General features: G+C 62.2%; 19 protein-coding genes. 11 read left to right on the top strand and 8 right to left on the bottom strand.

Annotated elements, in window-relative coordinates; all coding sequences use genetic code 11:
- Positions 1 to 35 precede the first annotated feature (35 nt).
- From HDE72_RS22600 to HDE72_RS22615, 4 genes are read right to left on the bottom strand one after another with little or no spacing between them, the layout of a single operon-like run.
- Complete coding sequence (locus tag HDE72_RS22600) at positions 36 to 3,230, bottom strand: CHAT domain-containing protein (protein WP_183746122.1); 3,195 nt, start codon at positions 3,228 to 3,230, stop codon at positions 36 to 38.
- Positions 3,227 to 4,858, bottom strand: a complete 1,632-nt coding sequence (locus HDE72_RS22605; RefSeq protein ID WP_183746125.1) for a caspase family protein — start codon at positions 4,856 to 4,858, stop codon at positions 3,227 to 3,229. The genes HDE72_RS22600 and HDE72_RS22605 overlap by 4 nt, the downstream gene beginning before the upstream one ends.
- Entirely contained in the window at positions 4,855 to 5,487 is a 633-nt protein-coding gene (locus HDE72_RS22610) for a hypothetical protein (RefSeq protein WP_183746128.1), read from the bottom strand. Before HDE72_RS22610 ends, HDE72_RS22605 begins: the two co-directional genes overlap by 4 nt.
- Positions 5,480 to 6,097 carry an RNA polymerase sigma factor gene (locus tag HDE72_RS22615; RefSeq protein WP_183746131.1) on the bottom strand — a complete coding sequence of 206 codons (618 nt, stop codon included), beginning with the start codon at positions 6,095 to 6,097 and terminating at the stop codon, positions 5,480 to 5,482. Before HDE72_RS22615 ends, HDE72_RS22610 begins: the two co-directional genes overlap by 8 nt.
- A 184-nt stretch (positions 6,098 to 6,281) precedes the next feature.
- On the opposite strand from HDE72_RS22615, the gene HDE72_RS22620 reads away from it, so the two are divergent.
- From HDE72_RS22620 to coaD, 8 genes are all read left to right on the top strand, one after another.
- Positions 6,282 to 7,085: a hypothetical protein gene (locus HDE72_RS22620; RefSeq protein ID WP_183746134.1), complete on the top strand. Its 804-nt coding sequence runs from the start codon at positions 6,282 to 6,284 to the stop codon at positions 7,083 to 7,085.
- 37 nt (positions 7,086 to 7,122) lie between these two features.
- Positions 7,123 to 7,860 carry a hypothetical protein gene (locus HDE72_RS22625; protein WP_183746137.1) on the top strand — a complete coding sequence of 246 codons (738 nt, stop codon included), beginning with the start codon at positions 7,123 to 7,125 and terminating at the stop codon, positions 7,858 to 7,860.
- 34 nt (positions 7,861 to 7,894) lie between these two features.
- Entirely contained in the window at positions 7,895 to 8,200 is a 306-nt protein-coding gene (locus HDE72_RS22630) for a hypothetical protein (RefSeq protein ID WP_183746140.1), read from the top strand.
- Between the two features lie 308 nt (positions 8,201 to 8,508).
- Entirely contained in the window at positions 8,509 to 8,970 is a 462-nt protein-coding gene (locus HDE72_RS22635) for an Hsp20 family protein (protein WP_183746142.1), read from the top strand.
- A 247-nt stretch (positions 8,971 to 9,217) separates the two neighbouring features.
- Positions 9,218 to 10,717 carry a Do family serine endopeptidase gene (locus HDE72_RS22640; RefSeq protein WP_183746143.1) on the top strand — a complete coding sequence of 500 codons (1,500 nt, stop codon included), beginning with the start codon at positions 9,218 to 9,220 and terminating at the stop codon, positions 10,715 to 10,717.
- 37 nt (positions 10,718 to 10,754) lie between these two features.
- On the top strand, positions 10,755 to 11,414 hold the full coding sequence (locus HDE72_RS22645) for a response regulator (RefSeq protein WP_183746146.1): 660 nt from the start codon (positions 10,755 to 10,757) through the stop codon (positions 11,412 to 11,414).
- Positions 11,415 to 11,482: 68 nt separating this feature from the next.
- Entirely contained in the window at positions 11,483 to 12,751 is a 1,269-nt protein-coding gene (locus HDE72_RS22650; protein WP_260176874.1) for an ATP-binding protein, read from the top strand.
- 118 nt (positions 12,752 to 12,869) lie between these two features.
- A complete protein-coding gene (coaD, locus tag HDE72_RS22655; RefSeq protein WP_183746152.1) occupies positions 12,870 to 14,006 on the top strand; it encodes a pantetheine-phosphate adenylyltransferase in 1,137 nt (378 codons plus the stop codon).
- A 105-nt stretch (positions 14,007 to 14,111) separates the two neighbouring features.
- On the opposite strand, the gene HDE72_RS22660 is transcribed toward coaD, so the two are convergent.
- Together HDE72_RS22660 and HDE72_RS22665 are read right to left on the bottom strand one after the other, a co-directional pair.
- Entirely contained in the window at positions 14,112 to 14,714 is a 603-nt protein-coding gene (locus HDE72_RS22660) for a 2-hydroxychromene-2-carboxylate isomerase (RefSeq protein WP_183746153.1), read from the bottom strand.
- 23 nt (positions 14,715 to 14,737) lie between these two features.
- Positions 14,738 to 15,637 carry a LysR family transcriptional regulator gene (locus HDE72_RS22665; protein ID WP_183746156.1) on the bottom strand — a complete coding sequence of 300 codons (900 nt, stop codon included), beginning with the start codon at positions 15,635 to 15,637 and terminating at the stop codon, positions 14,738 to 14,740.
- A gap of 126 nt (positions 15,638 to 15,763) precedes the next feature.
- On the opposite strand from HDE72_RS22665, the gene HDE72_RS22670 reads away from it, so the two are divergent.
- Complete coding sequence (locus HDE72_RS22670) at positions 15,764 to 16,609, top strand: SDR family oxidoreductase (RefSeq protein WP_183746159.1); 846 nt, start codon at positions 15,764 to 15,766, stop codon at positions 16,607 to 16,609.
- Positions 16,610 to 16,722: 113 nt separating this feature from the next.
- Positions 16,723 to 16,902, top strand: coding sequence for a hypothetical protein (locus HDE72_RS22675; RefSeq protein ID WP_183746162.1), 180 nt, complete (start codon positions 16,723 to 16,725; stop codon positions 16,900 to 16,902).
- 165 nt (positions 16,903 to 17,067) lie between these two features.
- Here HDE72_RS22675 and HDE72_RS22680 read toward each other — a convergent pair whose 3' ends face one another.
- Positions 17,068 to 19,470, bottom strand: coding sequence for a TonB-dependent receptor plug domain-containing protein (locus HDE72_RS22680; RefSeq protein ID WP_183746165.1), 2,403 nt, complete (start codon positions 19,468 to 19,470; stop codon positions 17,068 to 17,070).
- Positions 19,471 to 19,635: 165 nt separating this feature from the next.
- Positions 19,636 to 20,421: a PhzF family phenazine biosynthesis protein gene (locus tag HDE72_RS22685; RefSeq protein WP_183746168.1), complete on the bottom strand. Its 786-nt coding sequence runs from the start codon at positions 20,419 to 20,421 to the stop codon at positions 19,636 to 19,638.
- 102 nt (positions 20,422 to 20,523) lie between these two features.
- Here HDE72_RS22685 and HDE72_RS22690 point away from each other — a divergent pair, with 102 nt between their 5' ends.
- Positions 20,524 to 23,661: an error-prone DNA polymerase gene (locus tag HDE72_RS22690; RefSeq protein ID WP_183746171.1), complete on the top strand. Its 3,138-nt coding sequence runs from the start codon at positions 20,524 to 20,526 to the stop codon at positions 23,659 to 23,661.
- The last annotated feature ends 51 nt before the right edge of the window (positions 23,662 to 23,712 follow it).

Here is a 23,712-nt window from a genome sequence, read left to right on the forward strand (position 1 = left end):
CAGCAACAGTAACTGTAGCACAGCCGTGGATAGCATCAGGAGCCGAGCAAGATGAAGCCGGCCCAGAAAAACGGGTGGCTATGCGTGTTGCCGGTGCTGGCGGCGCCCAGCATGGTCAGGCCGCGCGTGACCGGGGCGCTGGCGCGGCCGGCGCGGATTTGCTGCAATTGCGCCTGGCGCAAGGCCTGCGGCTTGCTCTTGCCCCGCGCCAGCGCGCCGTAAAAATCGCTCATCAAAGTGGCGGTCGATTGATCCGATACGCGCCACAGGCTGGCCAGCACATTGCGCGCGCCGCGCTGGCGTGCCAGCCAGGCCAGGCCTTCGAGTTCGCGGCCCGTATCGTCGGTGCCGGCCGGCACGGCCGTTTCGCAGGCCGACAGGGTCAGCAAGTCCAGGCCCGCAAAGCGATAGCGCTCTTGCGCCAGTTCGGCCAGGCTGAGTTTTTGTCCATCGCCCAGCAGCAGATAGGAATCCTTGCCCATGCCCGAGCGCAGCACGAAATGGCTGGCGATATGCACGCTGCTGTTCGCGGGCAGTGCCTGCTGCAGCGCGGCCGCCGTGAAGTCGCCATCGAGATACACCTGGCTGGGCACGTGCGCTGTCTGTTCGATCTTTGCCACGGCGCGCAATTCAGACTGCACGAAGGGCAGCGCTGGCAGCTCGCCGCTGGCGCGGGTCTGGCCCAGCAAGGCCATCGACGGTGCGCGTGCAGATTCTGCCGCCTTGCCATCGCTGCCACGCGCATCGAGCATAATCGGCAGCCGTTCGACCAGCCAATGGCGGCCGTCGTGCAGCATGGCGAAAGGCAGATAGCGCAAGACGCCATCGAGCGACAGCGAGAGCGACCTGGCGCCGTTCAGCTGCTTGCCGACGGGGGCGATCAGCAGCGCATACAGCGCTTGCGCATCGGCGCGCGCATCGAGATCAGGATCTTGCGCGCTGCGGCGCAGGCTGGCGATGCGCTGGGCCAGCGTGCGTTCATCGATGGTCACGTCGTAGATGCTGCTGCCGCGCTTGCCAGCTGTTTGTGCGACGATGCGCAGGCGCTGGTTCGTCACCAGATACGTCAGGTGCAGCACGCCCCGTTTCAGTGGCGCGGCCTTGCCGCCGCTGGCAGGCGATGCCCTGGCGACGGGTGCTGCCGGCAGCGTGGCCAGCGCCGTGGTGCTCTCATCGACGAGGGCCGTCATGGCGGCATTGGCGCGCTGCCATTCTTCCTCGGCCTGCGCCGCGCCTTGCGCCTGGTGTTCGCGCGCCAAGGCCAAGGCCTGGGCGCCGGCGCGCAGTGCGGCGCTGCGCGTATCGAACTGCTGCTGCCAGGCGCTTTCCGTACCCGTGTACGCCAGGCGCGTGGTGCGCGGATCTGGCGCGCTGCGCACCAGATTGTGAAAGTCGTCTTCGCGCACCATGGCCAGCACGGTTTCCGCTTCCTGGATGCGGCGCTGGTCGAGCAGGCGGTCCGCCAGCTGGCCATAGGCGGCGCGCTTTTGGCGCATAAAGCCTTGCCGCAACGGCACGGGCAAGCCTGCCGTGCCGGCGCGCGTCGCTTGCAGTGCATTGATCGCCTGCTTGCCCAGGAAGATGGCCGCCGCATCGGGCTCCAAAGCACCCAGCTGCGCGGCCGCCCGCGCTTCGAGCAGGGTTTGCTGATTGGCCATCGCAATGGCCAGCGCGCGCGCCGCCTGAATGCGTGCGCTGGCCGTGTCGCCGGTGCGCGCATTCAGTTCGGCGGCGCCCAGCAAGGCCAGGCCATAAGCGGGATGCGACACGCCGCGCACGGCCGCCAGTTGCTGCGCCAGGGTGGCCGCTTCCTGCGCCAGTGCGCGCAAACCGGCATCGCTGATGTCCGTGCGCGCCGCTTGCACCTGCAAACGGGCCTGGCGCACGGTGTCGAGCAGGCCGGCAGGCGCCGATGGCGTTTTTTCCAGCCGCGCCACCAGGCTGGCCAGGGCTGTTTCGGCTTGCGCCTGCTGGCCCAGCGCCGCCTGCGCCTGGGCCGCCAGCAGCAGCGCGTTGACTTCATCGTCCGCTAAAGGCTGGCTGCCGGAGACAGCCAGTTGCGCCGCCGTTTGCGCCGCATCCAAGGCTTGCTGGTACTGTCCCAGCGCCATCAGGGTGCTGCCATGTGCATATTGATGCGTGGAGCAGGCGGGCGAGGTGTCGCCATAGACCTCGCGGCAGTGGACCAGCGCGGCGCCGGCTGCTTCTTCCGCGCGGCCCAGCTGATTGTCGGCCAGCGCGGTGAGCGCCACGTCTTGCCAGGCGCTCACCGTATTGGCGTGCTGGTCGCCGAACAGGGCCTGGCGTATGCGCAAGCCCTGCTCGGCTTCCTGCCACGCCTTGCCGCTTTCGCCCAGGCGCGCATGGATGCCGCTCAGGCGGTTCAGGGCCACGCTGGCCTGCATCGAATCGGCGCCCGAGCGCTGCACGGCGATGGCCAATGCGCGCTGCGCGAACGACAGCGCCTGACTGTCATTGCCGGTCAGGGTGTACCAGGTGGCCATGTCCGTGATGCTGGTTTGCGTTTCGGTGCGGTTTTCGCCGAAGGCTGCCAGGCGGATGCGGTAAGCGTGTTCCAGGTAGCCGTAAGCTTCTTCCATGCGCCCCATGCGCAGCAATAGCACGCCCACGTCGCGCATGCCCCAGGCGTGGTCGGTGCTGTTTTCGCCCGAGGTGCGGGCCCAGGTATCCATCGCCAAGCGTGCATACGGCAGGCCGCGCGCGTATTCCTTGGTTTGCAGCGCCACGCCAGACAGGTTCGACAGGCTGGTGCCGTACGAGACCGTATTTTTGCCGATGATTTTCGCCTTGGCCGCCAGCGCGGTATCGCCCCATTGCCAGGCCAGTTCGAAGCGGCTCCACTGGCGATATAAATACATCAATTCGGCGGGGTAGTACATGTTTTCGCGGCCAGGATCGCCATCGTCCAGGGTCTGGCGGATGGCCCAGCCTTCCAGCAAGGCTTGTTCGCTTTCTGCATAGCGGTTCAGGAATTGCAGGCTCTGGCCGACGCCCAGCAAGCCGCTGGCGATGCCGGCCCGGTCGTTCATTGCACGGCAAACCTGCACGCTGCGCTCGAACAGGGGCAGGGCGCGCGCCGGCTGTTCATCCTGGCTGGCGTCATTGCCTGCATCGAGCCAGGGCGTGACAGTAGCGCGGCAACTGGCGGCGGCCGCTGTGTTCAGCAAGGCTGGTCCGGCCAGCAGCAAACAAAGTGCCAGGCGTTTCATTTCGTGGAAATCCAGGAAAGACGGGCGACTTGCGCCTGGTCGGGATGATGTTCGTCGCCCAGCTCAGTCTGCGCGCCACGGGTGGCCGGCGGTGGGGCATCGAGCAAAAAGAAACGGCGCGGCAGCGTGCCATTGCTTGCCGGCGCCGCCATCAGGGCCAGCCATTCTTTGCCGAAGCGGGGACCGCTGACGACAAAACTGCGCTCGAAGCGGCTGATGCCGTTGCCAATGGCGGGCGGCATGCGGTTGCTGTCGCCGTCCAGCGCTGGGTAGATGCGCATGGCGGGGCCGCCCAGAGGAAGATGGGCCAGCGCCAGGTCGACGGAAGACCTGCCCCGGTTTTCCACGCTCAAGCGGATGCGCGTGCCGGCCGGCAGCAGGCCCAGGTCGCCATCGCTGAAGGGGACTTGGCGCGGCGGCTGGCCTGGCAAGCTCAGTTCGATGCGCGCGTCGAGCAGCGGCGTGCCGGGCGTGGCGGGCAGGGCCAGCAGCTGGGCCAATTGCGCTTGTGGATGTTCCGTGCGGCTGGCCCAGCCCGGCGTGGTGGCATCGCTGCCCGAGATCAGCGACAACCTGCTCTCGCCCCAGCCGGTAGCGACGGCGCGCCAGCGTGCGCCGCCATTTTCAAACAGATCGCCATCGCGCAAGCCATCGAGCAGGCCAAACGGCAGATACCAGCCCAGGCCATCGCGCCGTATCGGCCACAGCGGCGAAGCGCTTGCACTGCCGTTTGACCATAGCGGCGTATCGAGCGTGCCCGTATAAACGGGGGATGGCCAGGCGGAGCGGGGCAGGTGGTAATTATTCAGTGCTGTCCGGTATTGCTGCGTGGCGCTGCCGGCCCAGATGGCATAGCTGCGCGGCTGCGCGTCCAGGCCGGCGATCACGGCGCGGGTAAACAGGCCGGCCGCCTGGCCCGTGGTCTGCAGCGCGGATTCGGGTGTCCGCTGCTGCGCTTCGGCGGCAAAGAAGCCGATGAAGCGTGGACGCGCGCGTGGTTCGGCATCGGCGGTGCTGGCCGATGGGCGCCAGCCGATGTCGGCGTTTGACAATCCGCGCCATACCAGGCCGTCGCCGCCACGCGTGCCAGCCGCCGCATGGCAAGTGTCGAAGATGGCCACCACGCGTGTCTGGCGCGCCGAGATGGCGTCGATGGCGCGTCCCAATTCGCTGCTGCTGATGCCGCCGTCCAGCCGCCGGCCCTGGCCCTGTACATGAACTTTGCTGTCGCGCGTCAGCAGCATGGTGTGCCGCCCGGCTGGCGTGGGCGCTTGCCCAGGATAGGCGGGCAGCAGCACGCTGTGGCCGGACCAGTACAAGAGCAGCACATCGTCCTTGCCCAGGGTCTTTTCAAGTTCGGCCAGGCGGGCCAGGATGGCGGCGCGGCCAGGAGCCTGTGTAGCATCGGCAGCATCGGAAAAACTGTCGATATGGTCTGCCGCAAAACCCTGGCGCAGCAGCGCCGCGCGCATGGCCGCCACGTCGCTGGTGGGGCCGGCCAGCCAGGTGCTGCGCGGCATGGCGGGTAACTCTGCCACGCCGATCAGCAGCGCGTGGCGTTCGCCCGCCACCGCCGCAGTACTAAGCAGGCAAGACAGCAGCAAGCATGCCAGCCTTGCCCTTGTCATTGGGCTCCTGGCGCCTCGATAAGGGCCGCTTCATCCACCACGCCGCTGTTTTTCAGGCTTTGCAGCGCAGCAGCAGCATCGAGTCCATCGAGCAGATAGATGTGGCCGGGCAGGGGGCCGGTGACGATGCCCGCATGCGCCAGTTCCAGCGCAGCTTCCATCTGGCTGATCGATGTATCGGGCTTGAATTGCACGCGCAAATTCGCCACCGGCGCTTCCGTGCCCGGCACGCTGCGCCATTGCAGTTGCTCGTTAGCCGTGCCTTGCACTTGCCACAGCAGCCATGCCTGGATGATGCAGATACTGGCCAGCGCCGTGATCGCGAGCGGCGCCAGGCGGGGTAGCGATGGCAGGGAAAAGCGTTGCAGCAGGCGGCGCCACCAGGCTGGTTTTTCCTGTGCCAGCCTGCGCTGCAGTTCTGCCAGACCGGCGCTGGCGTCGAGACTGGCCGCTTCCTGTTCGATGGCGCTGCGAATGTCGCCCATCCAGGCCGCGTCGGCAGCCCACGCCGGGTCCTGTTCCAGTTTGGCGGCAATGCGGCTGGCCTGATCGGCAGAGGCGTGGCCGTTCAGATAGTCGGGCAGTGCTTCACGCAGCGCTTGTTCCTGCTTTTTGATGGTATCAGTCATGGCGGCCGCCCTCCTGGACAAACCAGCGCTCGATGCACTGGCGTAGATTGAGACGGCCATGAAACAAACGCGTCTTGACGGTGCCTTCGGGCGCTTGCTGGATCTGGGCGATGTCGGCGATCGACAAATCGTCGATGGCCCATAAGGTCAGGCTTTCGCGCTGCAGGGGATTGCGCAGGCGCCGCAGGCAGTCCAGTACGGCTTGGCGCCGCTGCACGCCTTCTTTTGCCGTTTGCGGTCCCGGATCATGTTCCGCCTGTTCCAGCCGGGATGGGTCATAGCCATCGCTGTCGATCGATTCTTCGTGCGCCAGGCGTTTGCCATGGCGGCGGATCTGGTCGATGGCCTTGTTGCGGGCCAGGGTCAGCAGCCAGGTGCCGAAGGCCACGCGGCCATCGTAGCGCATGGGTGCGCGCCACACATCGTGGAAGACGTCGATCGTCACTTCGTCGGCAATCGCGTGTGCATCAAGGCCGCAAGCGCTGAGCTGGAGGCGTGCGAACACGCGCACCCGGGGTGACCATGCCCGGTAGAGGGCGTCCAGGGCACGCTGGTCGCCCGATGCCATGGCAGCCAGCAGTTCGGCAGGATTGACAGGCAATGCGCTCATGCGTGCGGGTGGGGGCGGGCCTGGGAAAGCGCCGATTATAGCATTGTGGAAATAGTTGCCGCCGTCATCAGGGCATTAACTTTTCTTCATAAAAGATTGAACCGGACTGAACTTTCTTACGAACAAGACGGTGAAGGGCTGCAAACAAGTGGCTCACCCTCCCTAAAGAAAGGACGTTCACATCATGAAAAAGCGCGGCAAGATTTTACGCGACACCAGCATCGGCCCTGGCTTGCTTGCCATAGGCCTGGAGCAATATCCGTTTCAGCTGGAAGGCATGTGGAAGTCGGACACGGCGCCCAAGGTGAATATGGTGGTCGAGGTGGAGTTTGATGCATCTCAGGCGCTTAGCGCGATTTACCCGGTGGCCGACACGCAGCTGGCCAAGGAGCAAGCCGAGCTGGCCATGTCTGCCGCCAGGGCCAAGGGCGCGGAAGTGGCCAGCGGCGTGGTGGCGCGCCTCGGTGTGCCTATGCTGCTGTCGCTGGGCTTGCTGGTAATCGGCTGGTTTTTCCTCAACGCGATTTCGGTGCGGGTGTCGTCCAATTTCAATCCCGGCCTGAGTTTCTGGAAACTGCTGGCCTTGCTCAATTCACCCAATGGCGTGCTGCAATCGTTCGGCAGTATTTCGGGTAGCAGCGGCATGTATGGTTTCCTGGCCATCGTCTGCCTGGCCGGACCCTTGCTGCCGCATGCCTGGAAGGATAAGCGCGCCCACCTGGGTGGCCTGCTGCCCCTGTTGTTCATGCTGCTGGTGGTCGGCCTGATCTATAGCGGCATCAGCAGCGGCATCAGCGAAGCGCAAGGCGCGGCCAGCCAGTTCGGTGGCGCCGAAGGGGCGCGCATGATGGCCGAGATGAGTTCCAGCATGGCGCGTGAAGCGCTGCGCGCCATCAGCGTCGGCCTGGGCGCCTATCTGTCGCTGGCCGCCAGCCTCTACCTGGCAGGCCGGGGCACGATCAAATTCCTGGCCGCCAAGGCCGTTTGATCCTCACTCTTATTTCTCACTCTTACTGAAAGAAACCATGTTGAGTTCATACAAAAAACCATTCTTGCTGGCCTTGCTGACGGTCAGCCTGGCCGCCTGCGGTGACAAGAAAGAGGCCGCTAATCCAGCGCCTACCCTGGCCGATGCGACGGCGCCAAAAAGCGTGGAAGCGATCAAGCAGGAAGTGGTGCGCGCCGCGCTGCCGAAGGCGGACAAGTCCACGCCCGCCGCCAGCTATCAGGAACTCACCAGCGGCAACCAGCTGATGTATTCCTACCTGTCGCTGGCGGCCATGCCCATCGATTACCCCAAGATCGCCGGCGTGGTGTCGTCCGACTATGCGCGTTCCAGCGATGAATTCCACAAGAACGATTTGTTGAAGGCCTTGAAGCCGAAAATCGACGCTTCCGTGGCCCAGGCCGGTGCGCAGCGCTATGTGCGCCTGAAGCTCGATAACCCGCTCAATAAATACGATTTCGAGCAAAAAGGTTTTCCACTGGACAGTTCACTGTGGGAATCGGGCTCGACGCGCTATTTCTTTGACAATCCTGTCTACAAGCTGAGCTTCAGCAATGGCGACGGTTTCCGCTACCTGAACGTGCCGGCCGAAGATGCGGCACGGAGCATCGAGGGCTTGCGCAGCAAATACCAGGCCTTGCAACTGGTGGTGTATGCGTTTGCGCAAGATGCCGATATCAGCCAGAACCTGGTGCGGGCGGAAATCGTCAAGGTCGAGCTGGTCGATAAAAAAGGCAATGTGTTAGCCACGCAATAAAACTGCCGATTCCGGCACTGACCAAAGGATATCCATGCATACACGTTTCACACACTGGGCCGTAGCTGCCGCCATGCTGGCGTTGACTGGCTGCACGACCGTTACTCCCAACAACATTCGCGAAGTCAATGAGCAGAATGTCAAAAGCTGCCGTTTTCTGGGCAATGTGAATGGCTCGGATGCCATTTTCATCGGTTTGAGCTCATCGATTGGCAGCAAGAACGCCAAGGCCAAGGCTTTGAACCAAGGCGTGAACCTGAAGGCCAGCGATATCGTCTGGAGCCAGCAGGGCACCAGCACCACCAATGAGTGGATAGGCAAGGCCTACGCCTGCCGCTAAGAACACCTGACAAAATCTACTGCGCGTCGGTATAGGCGGCCTGCGATGCTCACCGTACTATTCGTACGGCTCCGCTTCTCGGCCGCCTCTTCCTTCCGCTCGCTACGGTTTTGTCAGGTGTTGTCAATCGCTCATCCGGGTCTGCCGTGCATGCTGCAGACCCGGCCAAAAAATATTTTGGCGACTGGGGCAAAAATCGCAATTTTCAAGGCCTTGAACGCAGGGCCATCGTCCTTAGATAGCTAGCAAGCGGATGCTCACGGTGAGGTCCGCGCCACTTATCGCTTACTTATTGAAGGATATTTACCATGCGTACTTTTGACCTTGCTCCCCTGTATCGTTCCGCCATCGGCTTTGACCGCCTGGCACAACTGCTCAACGAACAACGCGCCGATGCGCAACCGAGCTATCCTCCTTACAACATCGAACTGGTGTCGGAAGATAAATACCGTATCGTGATGGCGCTGGCAGGCTTCAGCCGCGCCGAGATCGACATCATCACCGAACGCGACTCGCTGCACGTCACGGGCCGCAAGCAGAAAGAGGGCGTCGAGCGCACTTTCTTGCACCGTGGCATCGCTGCCCGCGATTTCGAGCAGCGTTTCCAGCTGGCCAACCACGTGAAAGTCACGGGCGCCACGTTTGAAAACGGCATGCTGACCATCGACCTGGTGCGCGAAGTGCCGGAAGCGCTGAAACCGCGCAAGATCGAGATCGCCGACGGCGCGGTAGCCAATGTCAGCGTGCTGGAGCAGCGCCAGGCAGCGTAATCATTCCATGTTGCAAGCATGCCCTGTCATGCGGTGACAGGGGCGTGCAGTAAAATACTGGCCGGTTTATCCGGCCAGTTTTACATTCGGCCCCACATTTTATCTCTGATGTTGGCAGTATTAGGCCATGCTTAAAGGAAAAAAACGCTGCTTTATGCACACAAAAGCACACAAAATGTTAAGCACGGTCTAAGTCTGCTAGCCCAATATTGCACACATCAAAGTCTCATTAAATGAGGAGCAATTCATGGACAATCAGTCAACGACGCCATCTCTCGGCATCAAACGCACTGCAGCCGCGCTGGTCGCGATCAGTGTGCTGGGAGCCGGGGGCGCGATGATCGTGCATCAAAATTACGCTGGCGCCAACAGTGCGCCGGTCATCCCTGCGGCTGTCGCCCAGGTTCCTGCCGCCGCTGCGCCGCAAATGACGCTGCCCGATTTTAGCGAAATTGCCGCCCGCAACAGCCCCGCCGTGGTCAATATCAGCGTGACGGGCAGCACCAAGGTCAGTGCCGATAGCAGCCAGGCCGGTACCGACGATTACGGCACCGACCCGTTTTTTGAGTTTTTCCGCCGCTTCCAGGGTCCGCAAGGCGGACAGCGTGGCCGCGACGTGCCTACCCACGGCCTGGGTTCCGGTTTCATTGTCAGCCCGGACGGCGTCATCATGACCAATGCCCACGTGGTGCGCGATGCGCGTGAAGTGACCGTCAAGCTGAACGACCGCCGCGAATTCCGCGCCAAGGTGCTCGGTTCCGACCTGAAAACCGATATCGCGGTGCTGAAAATCGATGCCAGCAACCTGCCCGTGGTGCCGCTGGGCCACTCGAACGACTTGAAAGTGGGCGAATGGGTGCTGGCCATCGGTTCGCCGTACGGCTTCGACAGCACGGTGACGGCTGGTGTGGTCAGTGCCAAGGGCCGTTCCTTGCCCGACGATAGCAACGTACCGTTTATCCAGACCGACGTGGCCGTCAATCCCGGCAACTCGGGCGGCCCGCTGTTCAACACACGCGGCGAAGTGGTCGGCATCAATTCGCAAATTTACAGCCAGACGGGCGGCTTCCAAGGCTTGTCCTTTGCCATTCCGATCGACCTGGCTGGCCGTATCAAGGACCAGATCGTCGCCACCGGCAAGGCCAGCCATGCAAAACTGGGCGTGACGGTGCAGGAAGTGAACCAGGGCTTTGCCGATTCGTTCAAGCTGGCCACGCCGGAAGGCGCGCTGGTGGCCAATGTGGAACGCGGCAGCCCGGCCGACAAGGCTGGCTTGAAATCGGGCGACGTGATCCGCAAGATGAATGGCCAGCGCATCATCGCCTCGGGCGACTTGCCTGCCATGGTGGGTGTCGCCTTGCCTGGCGACAAGATCAACCTCGATGTCTGGCGCGACGGCAAGATCGTTACCTTGTCCGCCACCCTGGGCAATGCGGCCGACAAGGTGGCCGACGTGGCAGAAAACAATGGTATTGCAGGCAAGGTACGCCTGGGCCTGGCCTTGCGTCCCCTGCAATCGCAAGAAAAGCGCGAAGCAGGCATCAGCGCCGGCTTGCTGGTGGAAGACGCCGGCGGCGCGGCGGCAAATGCGGGGGTACAGCCGGGCGACGTGTTATTGTCGGTCAATGGCCACCCTGTCAACACGGTCGAGCAGGTGCGCGAGGTCGTCGACAAGTCCGCCAAGTCGGTGGCCTTGCTGATACAGCGCGGCCCGGATAAGATATTTATTCCGGTACGGCTGGGTTGATTGAGAATAAAGAGAATACGAGAACAAGGAGTAGGGCATGCGCTTATTGCTGGTAGAAGATGACACGATGATCGGCGAGGTGGTGCTCGATCTGTTGCGGGCCGAGCATTACGCGGTGGACTGGGTCAAGGATGGCGACATGGCCGATACGGCCCTGCAGACACAGACCTATGACCTGGTGCTGCTGGACCTGGGCTTGCCGCGCAAGGATGGCCTCGAAGTGCTGCGCTCGATGCGCTTGCGCAAACTCGATACGCCGGTGCTGGTCGCCACGGCGCGCGACGCCATCGAACAGCGTATCGCCGGGCTGGACGCGGGCGCCGACGATTATGTGCTCAAGCCGTATGACCTCGACGAACTGCTGGCGCGCATCCGTGCATTGCTGCGGCGTGCCTCCGGCCGTCCGGAACCGGTGTTTGAACACCAGGGCGTTTCCATCAATCCTTTGACGCGCGAAGTGATTGCCGAAGGCCATCCGGTCAACCTGTCGGCCCGCGAATGGGCGGTGTTAGAGGCGCTGATTGCGCGCCCCGGCATCGTGCTGTCGCGCGCCCAGCTGGAAGAAAAGCTGTACAGCTGGAAGGATGAAGTCAACAGCAACGCGGTCGAAGTGTATATCCACGGCTTGCGCAAAAAACTGGGCAGCGAATTGATACAGAACGTGCGCGGCCTGGGTTATATGGTACCGAAGGCGTGAAGGTTACGGTAAAGGTCACCCACTCGCTGCGCGGCCGCCTGCTGTGGTTCCTGCTGGCGGCCATCATCATGGCGGCCCTGGCGCAAGCCTCGATCGCCTACCGCAGCGCGCTGTACGACGCCGACCAGATTTTCGACTACCACATGCAGCAGATGGCGCTGTCGCTGCGCTCCGGCGCGCCGCTGGCCAATCACGCCGAGGCCTTGCCGGCCGACCCCGTCAACAACGACATGGTGGTGCAGGTCTGGACGCCGGACGGGGTGCAGGTGTTCCGTTCGATTACCCGCGCCGAACTGCCGCAGCGCGCCGTGCTGGGCTTTTCCAATGTAAAGGCCAACGGCACGACCTACCGTATCTTCTCCGTGCAAACCAGTTCCCAGACCGTGCAGATCGCGCAGGACATGGCCGTGCGCAAGCGCATGGCCGGTAGCCTGGCGCTGCGCACGGTGGGTCCGATTGCGCTGATGGCGCCGATTCTGATGCTGGTGGTGTGGTGGGTGGTCAGCGGTTCGCTGGCACCCGTGTCACGCGTGCGCAAGCAGGTGGCGGCGCGCCAGGCCGACGATCTGTCGCCAGTCTCCGAAGCGGGCTTGCCCGATGAAGTGCGCCCGCTGGTGCATGAATTGAACCTGCTGTTCGGGCGCGTGAAAACGGCGTTCGACGCACAGCAGCATTTCGTTGCCGACGCGGCCCATGAATTGCGCACGCCGCTGGCGGCGTTGAAGCTGCAGGTATTGAGCCTGGAGCGCGCCGAATCGGAAGAAAAACGCAGTCTGGCCATTTCCAGGGTCAGCGGCGGCATCGAGCGGGCCACGCGCCTGGTTGAGCAACTGCTGGTGCTGGCCCGCCAGGAAGCGAGCGCCGCCAGCGGCGACCAGCTGCAGCAGGTGGACTTGAACGATGTCGTCAAGCGTGCGCTGGGCGACATGGCCGGCGTGGCGCAGGCGCGCAAGATCGACCTGGGCCTGTACCATATGGACCCGGCCAGCGCCGCCGGCCAGGCCGATGCCTTGAATATCCTGCTGCGCAACCTGGTCGACAACGCCATCAAGTACACGCCGCAGGGCGGCACGGTCGATATCGACTTGCGCGCGACACCGGCTGGCGTGGTCCTGTCGGTGGAAGACAGCGGCCCCGGCATCCCGCCCGAAGAGCGCGAGCGCGTCTTCAGCCGCTTTTACCGCGTGCCTGGCACGGACGCCAATGGCAGCGGCCTGGGCCTGGCCATCATCAAGGCCATCGCCGAACGCCACGGCGCGCGCCTGGTGCTGGATAAATCCGAACGCCTGGGCGGCTTGTGCGTGCGCCTGGAGTTTCCTGCGCCGGTCAAGAAATAAGGTTTTTGGGCTTGAACCGGCCTGATCTTCCGTGATCTTTGCCTGTGCGCATTGACGTGGCAACGCCATCCCTATATTGTCTGCGCAATAATAGCAGCCAGTGTAGGGAGCAAGCAGCATGAAGAAGATCGGATTTTCAGGAACCCTGGACCCCATTACCAACGGCCATATGTGGGTGATCGGCGAGGCGCGTTCGCTGGCCGACGAGGTGATCGTTTTCCTGTCGCAGAACCCGGCCAAGAAACCGCAGTTTCCCGCCGAAGACCGCAAACGCATCATCGAGCAGAGCGCGCGTGCCTGTGGCTGGGACAATGTGCAGGTGGTCATCGTCAAGGGCGACTACACGGCGCGGGCAGCCAAAAAATACGGTTGCGATTATCTGATACGCGGTATTCGCACGACCGCCGATTTCGACTATGAAAACCTGATCCAGCAAACCAATGTGGACGTGCTGGCGGGCGCCAAGACCATCTTCGTGATGCCGCCGCGCGACCTGGGTTCGGTCAGCTCCAGCTTTGTCAAAGCGCTGGAAGGCCCGGTCGGCTGGAACTGGACCATGAAAAAATTCGTGCCTGCCGCTGCCTATCAGGCCTGGATACTCGACTGGCTGCGCAAGGAATGGGATACCTTGTGGACCGGCTCCGGCGAGGCCGGGCTGGCCCTGGCCGCAGACTGGTTTGCCCGCCTGACGGGGCCGCAAGCCTATGGCGGCGCCGAGCGCCATTATCACAACCTCGACCACCTGGTGCACGGCTTGTCCGAGCTGCGCGTGTGGGCCGACAATACGGGCGCGTCCAGACGCGACAGCGCCATCGCCAAAAAAGCCTTCTGGTTCCACGATGCCGTCTACGGCCACGAGGACGACGCCCTGTTTTCCAGTGAAGAAGCCAGCGCCCAGCTGTGGCTGGCCAGCGGTCTCGATGCCGGCGACAACGCCGACGTGGCGCAGCTGATACGCGCCACCGACCACTTCCAGGGCCCGTCGATTCAGCATCCCCTGAAAGACGTCATCCTCAGCGCCGACCTGGCCATCCTGGGCCAGGACGAAGAAGTCTACGACGCCTACACCGCCGCCATCGCGCGTGAGTATGGGCACGTCGACCCTGTACGCTTCAATGAGCAGCGCAGCCTGGCCCTGCAGCATCTGCGCGCCAAGGCGCAGGCAGGCCAGCTGTTTGGCGACGACTATTTCTCGGGGCAGTACAACCAGCGGGCAGTGGAGAATATGCAGCGCGAGATCGCTGGCCTGGCGTAGGCGTGAGGTAGTTGCGAGAATATTTACCCCAACGGCGAAAGTGCCGGGGTCGGACCCTGAGGGTCCGACCCCAGTCTTTGCCGTTGGGCTTTAGCTAGCAGATAGCTACTTGTTAGCAGCCCAGGCCAGCGCATCTTCCAGCCTGTCATTGCCCCAGAATAGTTCGTCGCCGCTGATGAAATTGGGCGCGCCGAACAGGCCCCGAGCTTGCGCCTGCTCCGTCTGGCGGCGCAGGCGCAGCTTGTTTTCGTTCGTCAAGGCCAGCGCCAGGATGGCTGGCGCATCGAGGCCCAGCTCCGTCAGCGCTTCGCTGACCGCTGTTGCATTGTCGATATCGCGGTCCTCGGCAAAATTCATCGTCATCATGCGGCGCGTAAATGCTGCGGCCCAGCCCTGGTCCGCCCCTATCAGCGCTACGCGCATAGTCAGCAGGGCGGTGCGGGGAAAGCTTGTAGGCTGCCGCCATGGCAAGCCATACTTTTCGCACAGGCGGGCCATGTCGCGCCAGGCATAGTCGCCCTTGAGTTTTTGCAGCACGAACGGTGAAGTTTCCCAACCCAGCGCCTGGAAGACGACGCCGAGCAGGAAAGGCTTCCAGATGATCTCGACGTTCTTTTCACGCGCCAGCGCTTCGATGCGCATGGCGCTCAGGTAGCTGTAATTGCTGCCGAAATCAAACCAGAATTCGAGTGTATTTGCCGTATGCATGTGCGCTTTCTTTTCTGTATAAGTCAGGCTTCAGTATAAGTCTCGCGCAGCATGGCCAGAAAAGCCTTCATGCCGGCTGATACGTGCCGATGGCCTGGATAATACAGGCACAGGCCCGGCATCGCTGGCGACCAGTCTTCCAGTACGCGCAGCAGCCGGCCTTCTGCCAGCAAGCTGGCCACTGCCCATTCATTGGTCCAGATCAAGTCTTCGCCATGCAGTGCGGCAGCAATCATCAGGTGATGGTTGTCCAAGGTCAGGGGCCCGTGGGGATCGATATCGACGCGTTCGCCACCGCGTTCGAATTCCCATTGATACAAGGCGCCACCCGGCAGGCGGCTGCGCACGCAGCGGTGCTGGTGCAGCTGGTCCGGCGAAAGCGGCGCAGCATGGCGCGCAAAATAGGCGGGCGAACCCACCACGGCAAACCGCAGCGGGGGGCTGCAGGGCACGGCGATCATATCGAGCGGCACGTTTTCCATCGCGCGGATGCCGGCGTCGAAGCCCTCGGCAACGATATCGACCAGTCGGCCTTCGGTGACGATATCGACCTGCATGTCGGGATAGCGCGCCAGAAAGGCCAGCACCAGCGGCGCCAGGATCATCTTCGCGGCGCCTTCCGAGGTGTTGATGCGCAAGGTGCCGGACGGCGTGTCGCGAAAGGCATTCACGCCATCCATGGCCTCGGCGATCTGCCCCAGCGCTGGCTGCACGCGGGCCAGGAATTGCTGGCCCGCCTCGGACAAGGCCACGCTGCGCGTAGTGCGGTGGAACAGGCGCACGCCCAGTCGCGCTTCCAGGTTGGCAATTGCATGGCTCAGTGCCGAGGATGACATACCCAGTTCGGCCGCTGCCTTGCGAAAGCTGCGCTGGTTTGCCACCGCGACGACCGCATTGAGTTCGATCAAACCTGTCCGCTTCATTTTGAGACCTTCTGATTATCCTGTTTTATGCAGCAACTCATGCAAGATTATGCGGATTGTTAGTTCAATGCAAGGGGACTATCTTGTCTGTGTTCCACACACTTCCCCCTTCATTGAAAGAACATCATGCACAAGACCATCTTGATTACGGGCGCTTCGCAAGGCATAGGCCAGGCAACTGCTCAACTTTTTGCCAGCCAAGGCTGGAATGTGGTGGCCACCATGCGCACACCCGACAGTGCCGCAGGCCAGGCGCTGGCCACCTTGCCCGGCGTGCTGGTGACGCGCCTCGATGTGGAAGACAAGGCTAGCATCGCCTCCGCCATCGAAGCCGGTATTGCGCGTTTCGGCCGTATCGACGTGCTGGTCAATAACGCCGGCTATGGCCAGATCGGCCTGTTCGAACCGGTGCCCGCCGACACCGTGCAGCGCCAGTTCGACGTGAACGTGTTTGGCGTGATGGATACCATCCGCGCCATCTTGCCGCACTTCCGCGCGCAGGGTGGCGGCGCCGTGCTCAATGTCAGTTCGGGCGCCGGCATGTTTACGCTGCCGCTCGCTTCCCTGTATTGCGCCAGCAAGTTTGCGCTGGAAGGTTTTACGGAGGCGCTGTCGTATGAGCTGGCGTCGCAGCATATCGCCGTCAAATTGGTGATACCCCATGGCGGCGTGACAGGCACCGCCTTTAACGCCACGTCGGCGCAGGCCACAGCGCTGCCCGCGCCGGAACTGGCAAGCTACGATGCGTTTATCGCCGATACGCAAGCCGCGTACGCGAAGATGGTTGCCGCCAGTGCGATTTCGGCGCAGGACGTGGCAGAGCTGATCCACACGGCGCTGACCGACGGCAGCGATCAGCTGCGCTACCTGATCGGCGACGATGCGCGCGGCTTCGTCAAGGCGCGGCGCAGCTTGAGCGAGGAGGCATATATCGAGTATATGCGCGGCTATTTCGCGCCGTCCCAGGCGTGACAAGCAGCGCTTGAGCTTCATAGGTATCCGATGGGCTATGGTCACTCTGATATTGCGCTGGCAACTTTTACGTGTCACGATGGTTTGTCTGCCACAAACAGTATCCGGAGGTAATGATGTCTGCTTATATGCCAGCGTTTATTTGGCTGCTCTCCCACATGGCTTGTCTTATGATTGCCAAGCGCCGTGGAGTAAAAAATTCCACGCTCAGAACCATGTCAGCTGTATTGCTGGGCCCGTTCGCCATTCCTTTGGTGCTGGCGGCAAGACCACAGAAATTGGCGCGCATCTGACTTCGTGCAATCAACTGGTTCGATTAACGAATACGATGAAGTTGGCTTGAGCCGCTTGCCACCGATATAGGCGCCTGAGCTAGCGATCAAATCATGTTGCTGACATCTTGAAAAAACAGCGGCTGCCCCTATTGGCGCAGCCGCTGTTTTATATGCAGTGCATGATCAGAACTTCACCCACAGCCGGCCAAAATACGAGGCGCCGTTCAGGCCGAATTGCACGCTGTCGTATTTGAAGCCGTTATCGGTTTCATCCGGGTTTTGGGTGCTGGGCTTGACGTTGAAGATGTTGTTGCCGCCAAAGGTCAGCTTGGTGTTCTTGTTGATGCTGTAGGTGAAGCTGAGGTCGGCCGAGGCCTTGGCCGAGTAGTGGGCGTTGGGCACGCCGGCGGCCGTGCCGCTGAAGGTGCCCAGGGTTTGCGGGCCGAAATAAATAATGCGCAGGTCCGATTCCAGCTTGCCGGTGACGTAGTCGAAGCCCAGCGTGGACTTGGCGCGCGGGCCGCCCTGTTCGATAAACAGGCGCTCGCGTTCGGACAGCAGCACGTCGGCATAACCTGCCAGGGATGGCGGGGTTTTGACTTTCGTCACTTCCGTCTGGCTCAGGTTCAGGGCCAGGAAGGTGGTGAGTTTGTTGCCGATGAATTCGCCCTTGTGCGAGGCTGTCAGGTCCAGGCCGCGCGTGCGCGTGTCGATGGAGTTGACGAAAAATTGCGCTTCGCCCACGCCCAGCAAGGCCAGGCGCGCCGCCAGGTCCGGGTAGTTGTCGGCATTGAAGCGGCCCGACAGCACGATGCGATCCTTGATCTTGATGTTGTACAGGTCGGCCGTCACCGAGATCGCCTGGGTGGGTGTCCAGGTGGCGCCCAGGGTAAAGCTGGTGGATTTTTCTTCTTTCAGTTTCGGGATGCCAGCCGCGTTGGCGACGGCGCCACCGTTCGGCGCCAGCACCACGTCGGTTGGCACGCCGCCGATGAAGTCGGTGAAGGTCGACGAGAAATACACTTGCTGCAACGATGGCGCGCGGAAACCCGTGCTGGCTGAACCGCGCAGCAGCACGTCGGGCGCGACCTTGTAGCTGTCGGCCAGCTTGCCCGTCACGGTCGAGCCGAAATCGCTGAACTTTTCATAGCGCACGGCTGCCTGTGTTTTCAGGCGCTCCGTCAGATCCAGTTCCACGTCGGCATAGGCGGCGATGCTGTGGCGTTTGGCCTTGGTCGCATCGCTGGGCTGGAAGCCGGGAAAACCCTGGCTGCCGGCATTGCCGCCCACGCCCACGCCGTCGGCGTCGATGTAGGAATTGGGTTCGCCGGCCATGATGCGGTATTCCTCGCTGCGGTATTCGGCGCCGAAAGCCAGGTTCAAGCCTTTGAGGATGTCGTCGTAATAACGGCTGAAATCGGCATTGCTGGTCAGTTGCTGGAATGAGAAACCGCCCGCGTCGAAGTTGCTGGCACTGACACCCTTGCCGCCTTTTAACAGGTCGAGGTTGGCAATCGAGGCATTCAGGGTATGGCTGATGTCGTAGCGCATCCTGTTGTAGCCATAGGTTTGCGAAAAATCGGCGTGCCAGTCGCCGATCTGGCTGCGGTGGCCCAGGATGGCGTAGCGGTCGTCGATCTTGCCGTTGATGAAGGGCACGAAACCGTCCGGGTACATGGCGGCCGAATTACGCGAAGGAATGTCGTCGCTGCCGATGCCGCCCCGGCCAAAGGCGGCGCTCGATGCATCGCGCGTCTGTGCCCCGGCCGTGAAGTACAGCTTGCCCGTGCCGCTGGTGGCGTAATCGCCATTGATATACAGCGTCTTGTTTTGCGACTTGCTGTCGCCGATGATGCGCATGCTGTCTGCGTCGGCCCGGTTCGAGCGGCCACGGTCCAGGTATTCGCCCGTGATGGCGAGCGTGCCCTGGTCGCCCAGCGCGATGCCGCAATAGGCGGAGGTCAGGTAATTCTTGCCGTCGCCCACGCCATACTGGCTGTAGCCGGCCACCGCTTCGCAGCCCAGGCTTTTTTTCAGTTCAATATCGATCACGCCGGCAATCGCGTCCGAGCCATACTGGGCGGCGGCGCCGTCGCGCAGTACTTGCACGTTCTTGATTGCCAGCAAGGGAATCGCATTCATGTCGGTGCCCGTGTTGCCGCGGTTGCGCGCGCCGAACAGATTGACCAGCGCCGTCGTGTGGCGACGTTTGCCATTCACCAATACCAGCGTCTGGTCAGAGCCCAGTCCGCGCAGGGCCGCCGAATCGATCAGGTCGGCGCCGTCCGCGCCCGTCTGGCGCGTGGAATTGAAGGACGGAGAGATGTATTGCAGCGTTTGCGCCAGGTCAAACTGGCCGCCTTGTTCGGCCACCTTGGAGATGGGAATGATATCGACCGGCACCATGGTATCGGTGGCAGAGCTGGCCACGCGGCGCGAACCGACCACGCTGACCGTTTGCAGCTCGGCTTGCGCGGCGGCGGCTTCGGTGTTCTGGGCTTGTGCTGCCGGGCTGGACAGGGCCAGGGCGGCGCTGCCATACAGGCTGATGAGGACGGCTTTACGCAAGGTGGTGAGGGTAGGCACGCAGTATCTCCAAGTGGTATAGGCCACTTGATTCTAGTGCCAATATTTCATGCCTCACCAGCAATAATTTGTTTTCTTGTACAAATTAAGTGCGACTGTTGTTTCCTTGTTGCCCCGTTTTTTTATCTGCCACAGCGTGGTGCATTATTGTGACTAAAGCACTATTCAGATGCTTGCTTGCACCATGCCGCCTACCCAAATTTCGCCCGGCTTGTACTGCGCCTGTATCAAACAGGGTTGCTGCGTCACATGGCCTTGCGACAGGCTCAGCGACTGTTGCAGATGCAGTGCCAGTGCGCCCGCCGCCACGCCGGTGGCGCTGTCTTCCAGCGCAGGATCGAGGTGGTTGAAGTTGCGTCCTTCGTACTGACCCTCGCCTGTACGGCAATACACATAGCAGCCGCTGACCTTATGCAAGCCGCTCCAGTCGGCGATCAATTCCAGGTTAGGGCGTAGCGCGCGCAGGGTGGTGCGGTCGGCCACTTCCAGCAGCAGCTTGGGGCTGCCCACGGAAACGATGGCCGGTGGCGACACCAGATGCATATGCTGGCCCATCAGTTCAGACGGGATATGCCGTTCCACGATGACTTTGGGCGATTCCTGTGGCGCCAGGCCGATCAGATAACCGTCGGCACTGCGTAGCAGCCGCAGCGCCTGGCCGCGCATGGCGGTCGTTACCGTCAAGGTGTCTGGCGCATCCGGCGCACCCAGCAACACATGCGTAGCCGCCAGGGTCGCGTGCAGACATAGCGGGCTGCGCGTGTGCGGATAAAAATAATCGAGCACGATGGCGCCATCGGGCTGGCGGTCGATGAAGACGCAGGCGCTGACATTGCGTTCGCGGGCATAGGTCTGGCGTGCCGTTTCATCGCTGTGGTCGTTTTCAATCACCAGCGCAGGATTGCCGCCGCCGGGTTCGGCGCCGAAACATTTTAAAAGGTGGGTAGTCATGGCGGGCGGTGATTAGTGTTGAGGGCAAGCACCAGCATAAACCAAAAGTGAATTCCAGATGAGTATAATATACTGTGTTTATATACAGTATTGAGGTGCATCATGTCGGCCGCAGGCTTACCGGATTATGCGGAGTTGTTTTGTTTGAGCAACTTCAGCTTCCTGCATGGCGCTTCGCATGCGCAAGAGCTGGTGGCGCGCGCCGTGCAGCTGGGCTACCAGGCGCTGGCCATCACGGACGAATGCTCGCTGGCTGGCGTGGTGCGCGCCCATGCGACGGCCAAGCGGGCCGGTTTTCCGCTGATTATCGGTGCGCATTTTCATTTGACGCAGGCTGACGGCAGTCCCGGCTTATCCTTGCTGGCGCTGGTGCAAGACCGCGAGGGCTACGGCAATTTATCCGAGCTGATCACCATGGCGCGCACGCGCGCGGCCAAGGGACGTTATCTGCTCACACCTGATGATTTTGCCGCACCGTCGCCCGAGTTTTCTCATTTGCAAGGCTTGCCCGGCTGCCTGATGATCTTGCTGCCTGGCTACCCGGCGCAGCCGGAAACCGTGTCTGCCCAAGGCGCGTGGATGGCCGCCACCTTTGGTGCGCAGCGCAGCTGGATAGGCTTGAATCTGTTGCAGCGGGCGCAGGATGATGCGCACCGCATGACGGTGCTCGATGCTGGCCACGCGCTGGGTTTGCCCGTGGTGGCGCTCGGCCATGTATGCATGCACGTGCGCTCGCGCAAGCCCTTGCTTGACACCTTGTGCGCAATCCGGGTGGGCAAGCCGGTGGGCGAGTGCGGTTATGCGCTGGCGCAAAATGCCGAGCAGCATTTGCGCGCGCGCCTGCGCCTGGCCAATATCTACCCGCCGCAGGCGCTGGACGAAACCTTGCGCATCGCCAGGCTATGCACTTTTTCACTCGATAGCCTCAAGTATGAATATCCCGATGAACTGGTGCCTGCAGGCCACACGCCGGCCAGCTATTTGCGTGAAGAAACGTATGCGGGTGCGCGCAGCCGTTTTCCTCTGGGCATACCGGCGCTGGTGCAGCAACAGATCGAGCACGAGCTGGAATTGATCGCCGATCTTGCTTACGAACCGTATTTCCTGACGGTCTATGACATCGTGCGCTTTGCACGTTCGCAAGATATCTTGTGCCAGGGCCGGGGATCGGCCGCCAATTCGGCCGTCTGTTATTGCCTGCACATCACGGAAGTAGACCCGGCGCGCGGCAATTCCCTGGTGGAACGTTTCATGTCGCGCGAGCGCAATGAGCCGCCCGATATCGACGTGGACTTTGAACACCAGCGGCGCGAGGAAGTGATTCAATACATCTACACAAAATATGGCCGCGAGCGTGCCGCGCTGGCGGCCGTGGTGATCAGCTACCGGCCGAAAAGCGCCTTGCGCGACAGCGGCCGGGCGCTGGGGATAGACCTGGCCATCGTGGAAAAAGTAGCCAAGGCGCATCACTGGTTCGACGGCAAGCGCGATTTATTGAACCGCCTGGCCGAATGCGGGCTGGACCCGGAAGCGGCGCTGTCGCAGCAATGGGCCACGCTGGCGCAGCAGTTGCTGGGTTTTCCCCGTCACCTGTCGCAGCATCCCGGTGGCTTCGTGATTGCCCAAGGCAAGCTGTCGCGCCTGGTGCCGATTGAAAACGCCACCATGGCGGGGCGCAGCGTGATTGAGTGGGACAAGGATGACCTGGAGGAACTGGGTTTGATGAAGGTCGATGTGCTGGCGCTGGGCATGTTGTCAGCCTTGCGCCGCGCGCTGGAACTGGTGAGTATGCGGCGCGGCGACACATTTCGTTTGCAGGATATTCCAGCCGAAGACCCCGCTACTTACGACATGATGTGTTTGGCCGACACCATCGGCGTGTTCCAGATCGAGTCGCGTGCGCAGATGAGCATGCTGCCCCGGCTGCGTCCCCGCAAGTTTTATGACCTCGTCATCGAAGTGGCGCTGGTGCGCCCCGGCCCCATCCAGGGCGGCATGGTCCATCCTTATTTGCAGCGGCGCCAGCAAAAAGAGCCGGTGGTGTATCCGAAGGGATTGGAAAAGGCGCTGGGCCGCACCTTGGGCATCCCGATTTTCCAGGAACAGGTGATGCAGGTAGCCATGATTGCCGCCGATTTCACACCTGGCGAAGCGGACCAGTTGCGGCGCGCCATGGCGGCCTGGAAACGCAAGGGCGGGCTGAATAATTATCATGACCGGATTGTCGATGCCATGGTGAAAAATGGCTATGAAGAGGAATTTGCCAACGCCATCTTCAGCCAGATCGAAGGCTTTGGCGAATACGGATTCCCTGAATCGCATGCGGCCAGCTTCGCGCTGCTCACTTACGCCAGTTCCTGGCTGAAATGCCATGAACCGGCCGCTTTTTTATGCGCTTTGCTCAATAGCCAGCCCATGGGCTTTTACAGCCCCTCGCAACTGGTGCAAGATGCGCGCCGCCATGGCGTGCAGGTGTTGCCAGTCGATGTGATGCTCAGCGGCTGGGAGGCTGCGCTGGAAGGTGACTTGGCCGCGCCGCTGGTGCGCCTGGGCTTGAACAGTTTATATGGCATGCGGGCCGAGGCTGCGCAGCGTATCGAAGATGCGCGCGCCATCGCCGCCTTTGTCGACGTGGCCGACCTGGCGCGCCGGGCCAGCCTGGACCGCCACGACTTGCAGATACTGGCGGCCGGCAATACTCTGCAGGCGCTGGCCGGCAACCGAAGAGCAGCCTTGTGGCAGGCGGTGGGCGCCGTGCCGGAGCGCGATTTGCTGCGCCCCACCAGCGTGCAGGAAGACTTGCCCGTGCTGGCCGCACCCACGGAAGGCGAAACCATCGTCGGCGATTACCGCGCGCAAGGCCTGACCCTGGGCCGCCATCCGTTGGCGCTGCTGCGTACAAAATTACTGGACCAGCGCTTTATGCCCGCAGCCACCTTGATGGCTTATACCAATGGCCAGCTGGCGCGCGCCTGCGGCATCGTCACCGTGCGCCAGCGCCCGGGCACGGCCAAGGGCGTCATCTTCATGACCCTGGAAGACGAAACCGGCACCGTCAACGTGATCGTCTGGCCCAATCTGGTGGAAGAGCAACGCCGCGAAGTCTTGAGCGCACCCTTGCTGGGCGTGTACGGCGTGTGGCAAAGGGAAGGCATCGTGCGCAACCTGGTCGCCAAGCGCCTGGTCGACATGTCGCACTTGCTGGGGCGCTTGCGCACCAGCAGCCGTGATTTTTGCTGAGGTATTGACGATGAGTAATTGTCAGCGCGTGCTTACTTTATTGAAACTTGC

Origin of the sequence: Janthinobacterium saanense, from assembly GCF_014200675.1 — a bacterium.
Lineage (GTDB): Bacteria > Pseudomonadota > Gammaproteobacteria > Burkholderiales > Burkholderiaceae_D > Janthinobacterium.

Bases quoted from the DNA above. Each gene is read 5' to 3' on its own strand.
- HDE72_RS22690 (WP_183746171.1), top strand. From the start codon at position 20,524: ATGTCGGCCGCAGGCTTACCGGATTATGCGGAGTTGTTTTGTTTGAGC.
- HDE72_RS22685 (WP_183746168.1), bottom strand. From the start codon at position 20,421: ATGACTACCCACCTTTTAAAATGTTTCGGCGCCGAACCCGGCGGCGGC.
- HDE72_RS22620 (WP_183746134.1), top strand. From the start codon at position 6,282: ATGAAAAAGCGCGGCAAGATTTTACGCGACACCAGCATCGGCCCTGGC.
- HDE72_RS22665 (WP_183746156.1), bottom strand. From the start codon at position 15,637: ATGAAGCGGACAGGTTTGATCGAACTCAATGCGGTCGTCGCGGTGGCA.
- HDE72_RS22610 (WP_183746128.1), bottom strand. From the start codon at position 5,487: ATGACTGATACCATCAAAAAGCAGGAACAAGCGCTGCGTGAAGCACTG.
- HDE72_RS22650 (WP_260176874.1), top strand. From the start codon at position 11,483: ATGGCGGCCCTGGCGCAAGCCTCGATCGCCTACCGCAGCGCGCTGTAC.
- HDE72_RS22630 (WP_183746140.1), top strand. From the start codon at position 7,895: ATGCATACACGTTTCACACACTGGGCCGTAGCTGCCGCCATGCTGGCG.
- HDE72_RS22645 (WP_183746146.1), top strand. From the start codon at position 10,755: ATGCGCTTATTGCTGGTAGAAGATGACACGATGATCGGCGAGGTGGTG.
- HDE72_RS22625 (WP_183746137.1), top strand. From the start codon at position 7,123: ATGTTGAGTTCATACAAAAAACCATTCTTGCTGGCCTTGCTGACGGTC.
- HDE72_RS22670 (WP_183746159.1), top strand. From the start codon at position 15,764: ATGCACAAGACCATCTTGATTACGGGCGCTTCGCAAGGCATAGGCCAG.
- HDE72_RS22640 (WP_183746143.1), top strand. From the start codon at position 9,218: ATGGACAATCAGTCAACGACGCCATCTCTCGGCATCAAACGCACTGCA.
- HDE72_RS22660 (WP_183746153.1), bottom strand. From the start codon at position 14,714: ATGCATACGGCAAATACACTCGAATTCTGGTTTGATTTCGGCAGCAAT.
- HDE72_RS22600 (WP_183746122.1), bottom strand. From the start codon at position 3,230: ATGAAACGCCTGGCACTTTGTTTGCTGCTGGCCGGACCAGCCTTGCTG.
- coaD (WP_183746152.1), top strand. From the start codon at position 12,870: ATGAAGAAGATCGGATTTTCAGGAACCCTGGACCCCATTACCAACGGC.
- HDE72_RS22605 (WP_183746125.1), bottom strand. From the start codon at position 4,858: ATGACAAGGGCAAGGCTGGCATGCTTGCTGCTGTCTTGCCTGCTTAGT.
- HDE72_RS22635 (WP_183746142.1), top strand. From the start codon at position 8,509: ATGCGTACTTTTGACCTTGCTCCCCTGTATCGTTCCGCCATCGGCTTT.
- HDE72_RS22675 (WP_183746162.1), top strand. From the start codon at position 16,723: ATGATGTCTGCTTATATGCCAGCGTTTATTTGGCTGCTCTCCCACATG.
- HDE72_RS22615 (WP_183746131.1), bottom strand. From the start codon at position 6,097: ATGAGCGCATTGCCTGTCAATCCTGCCGAACTGCTGGCTGCCATGGCA.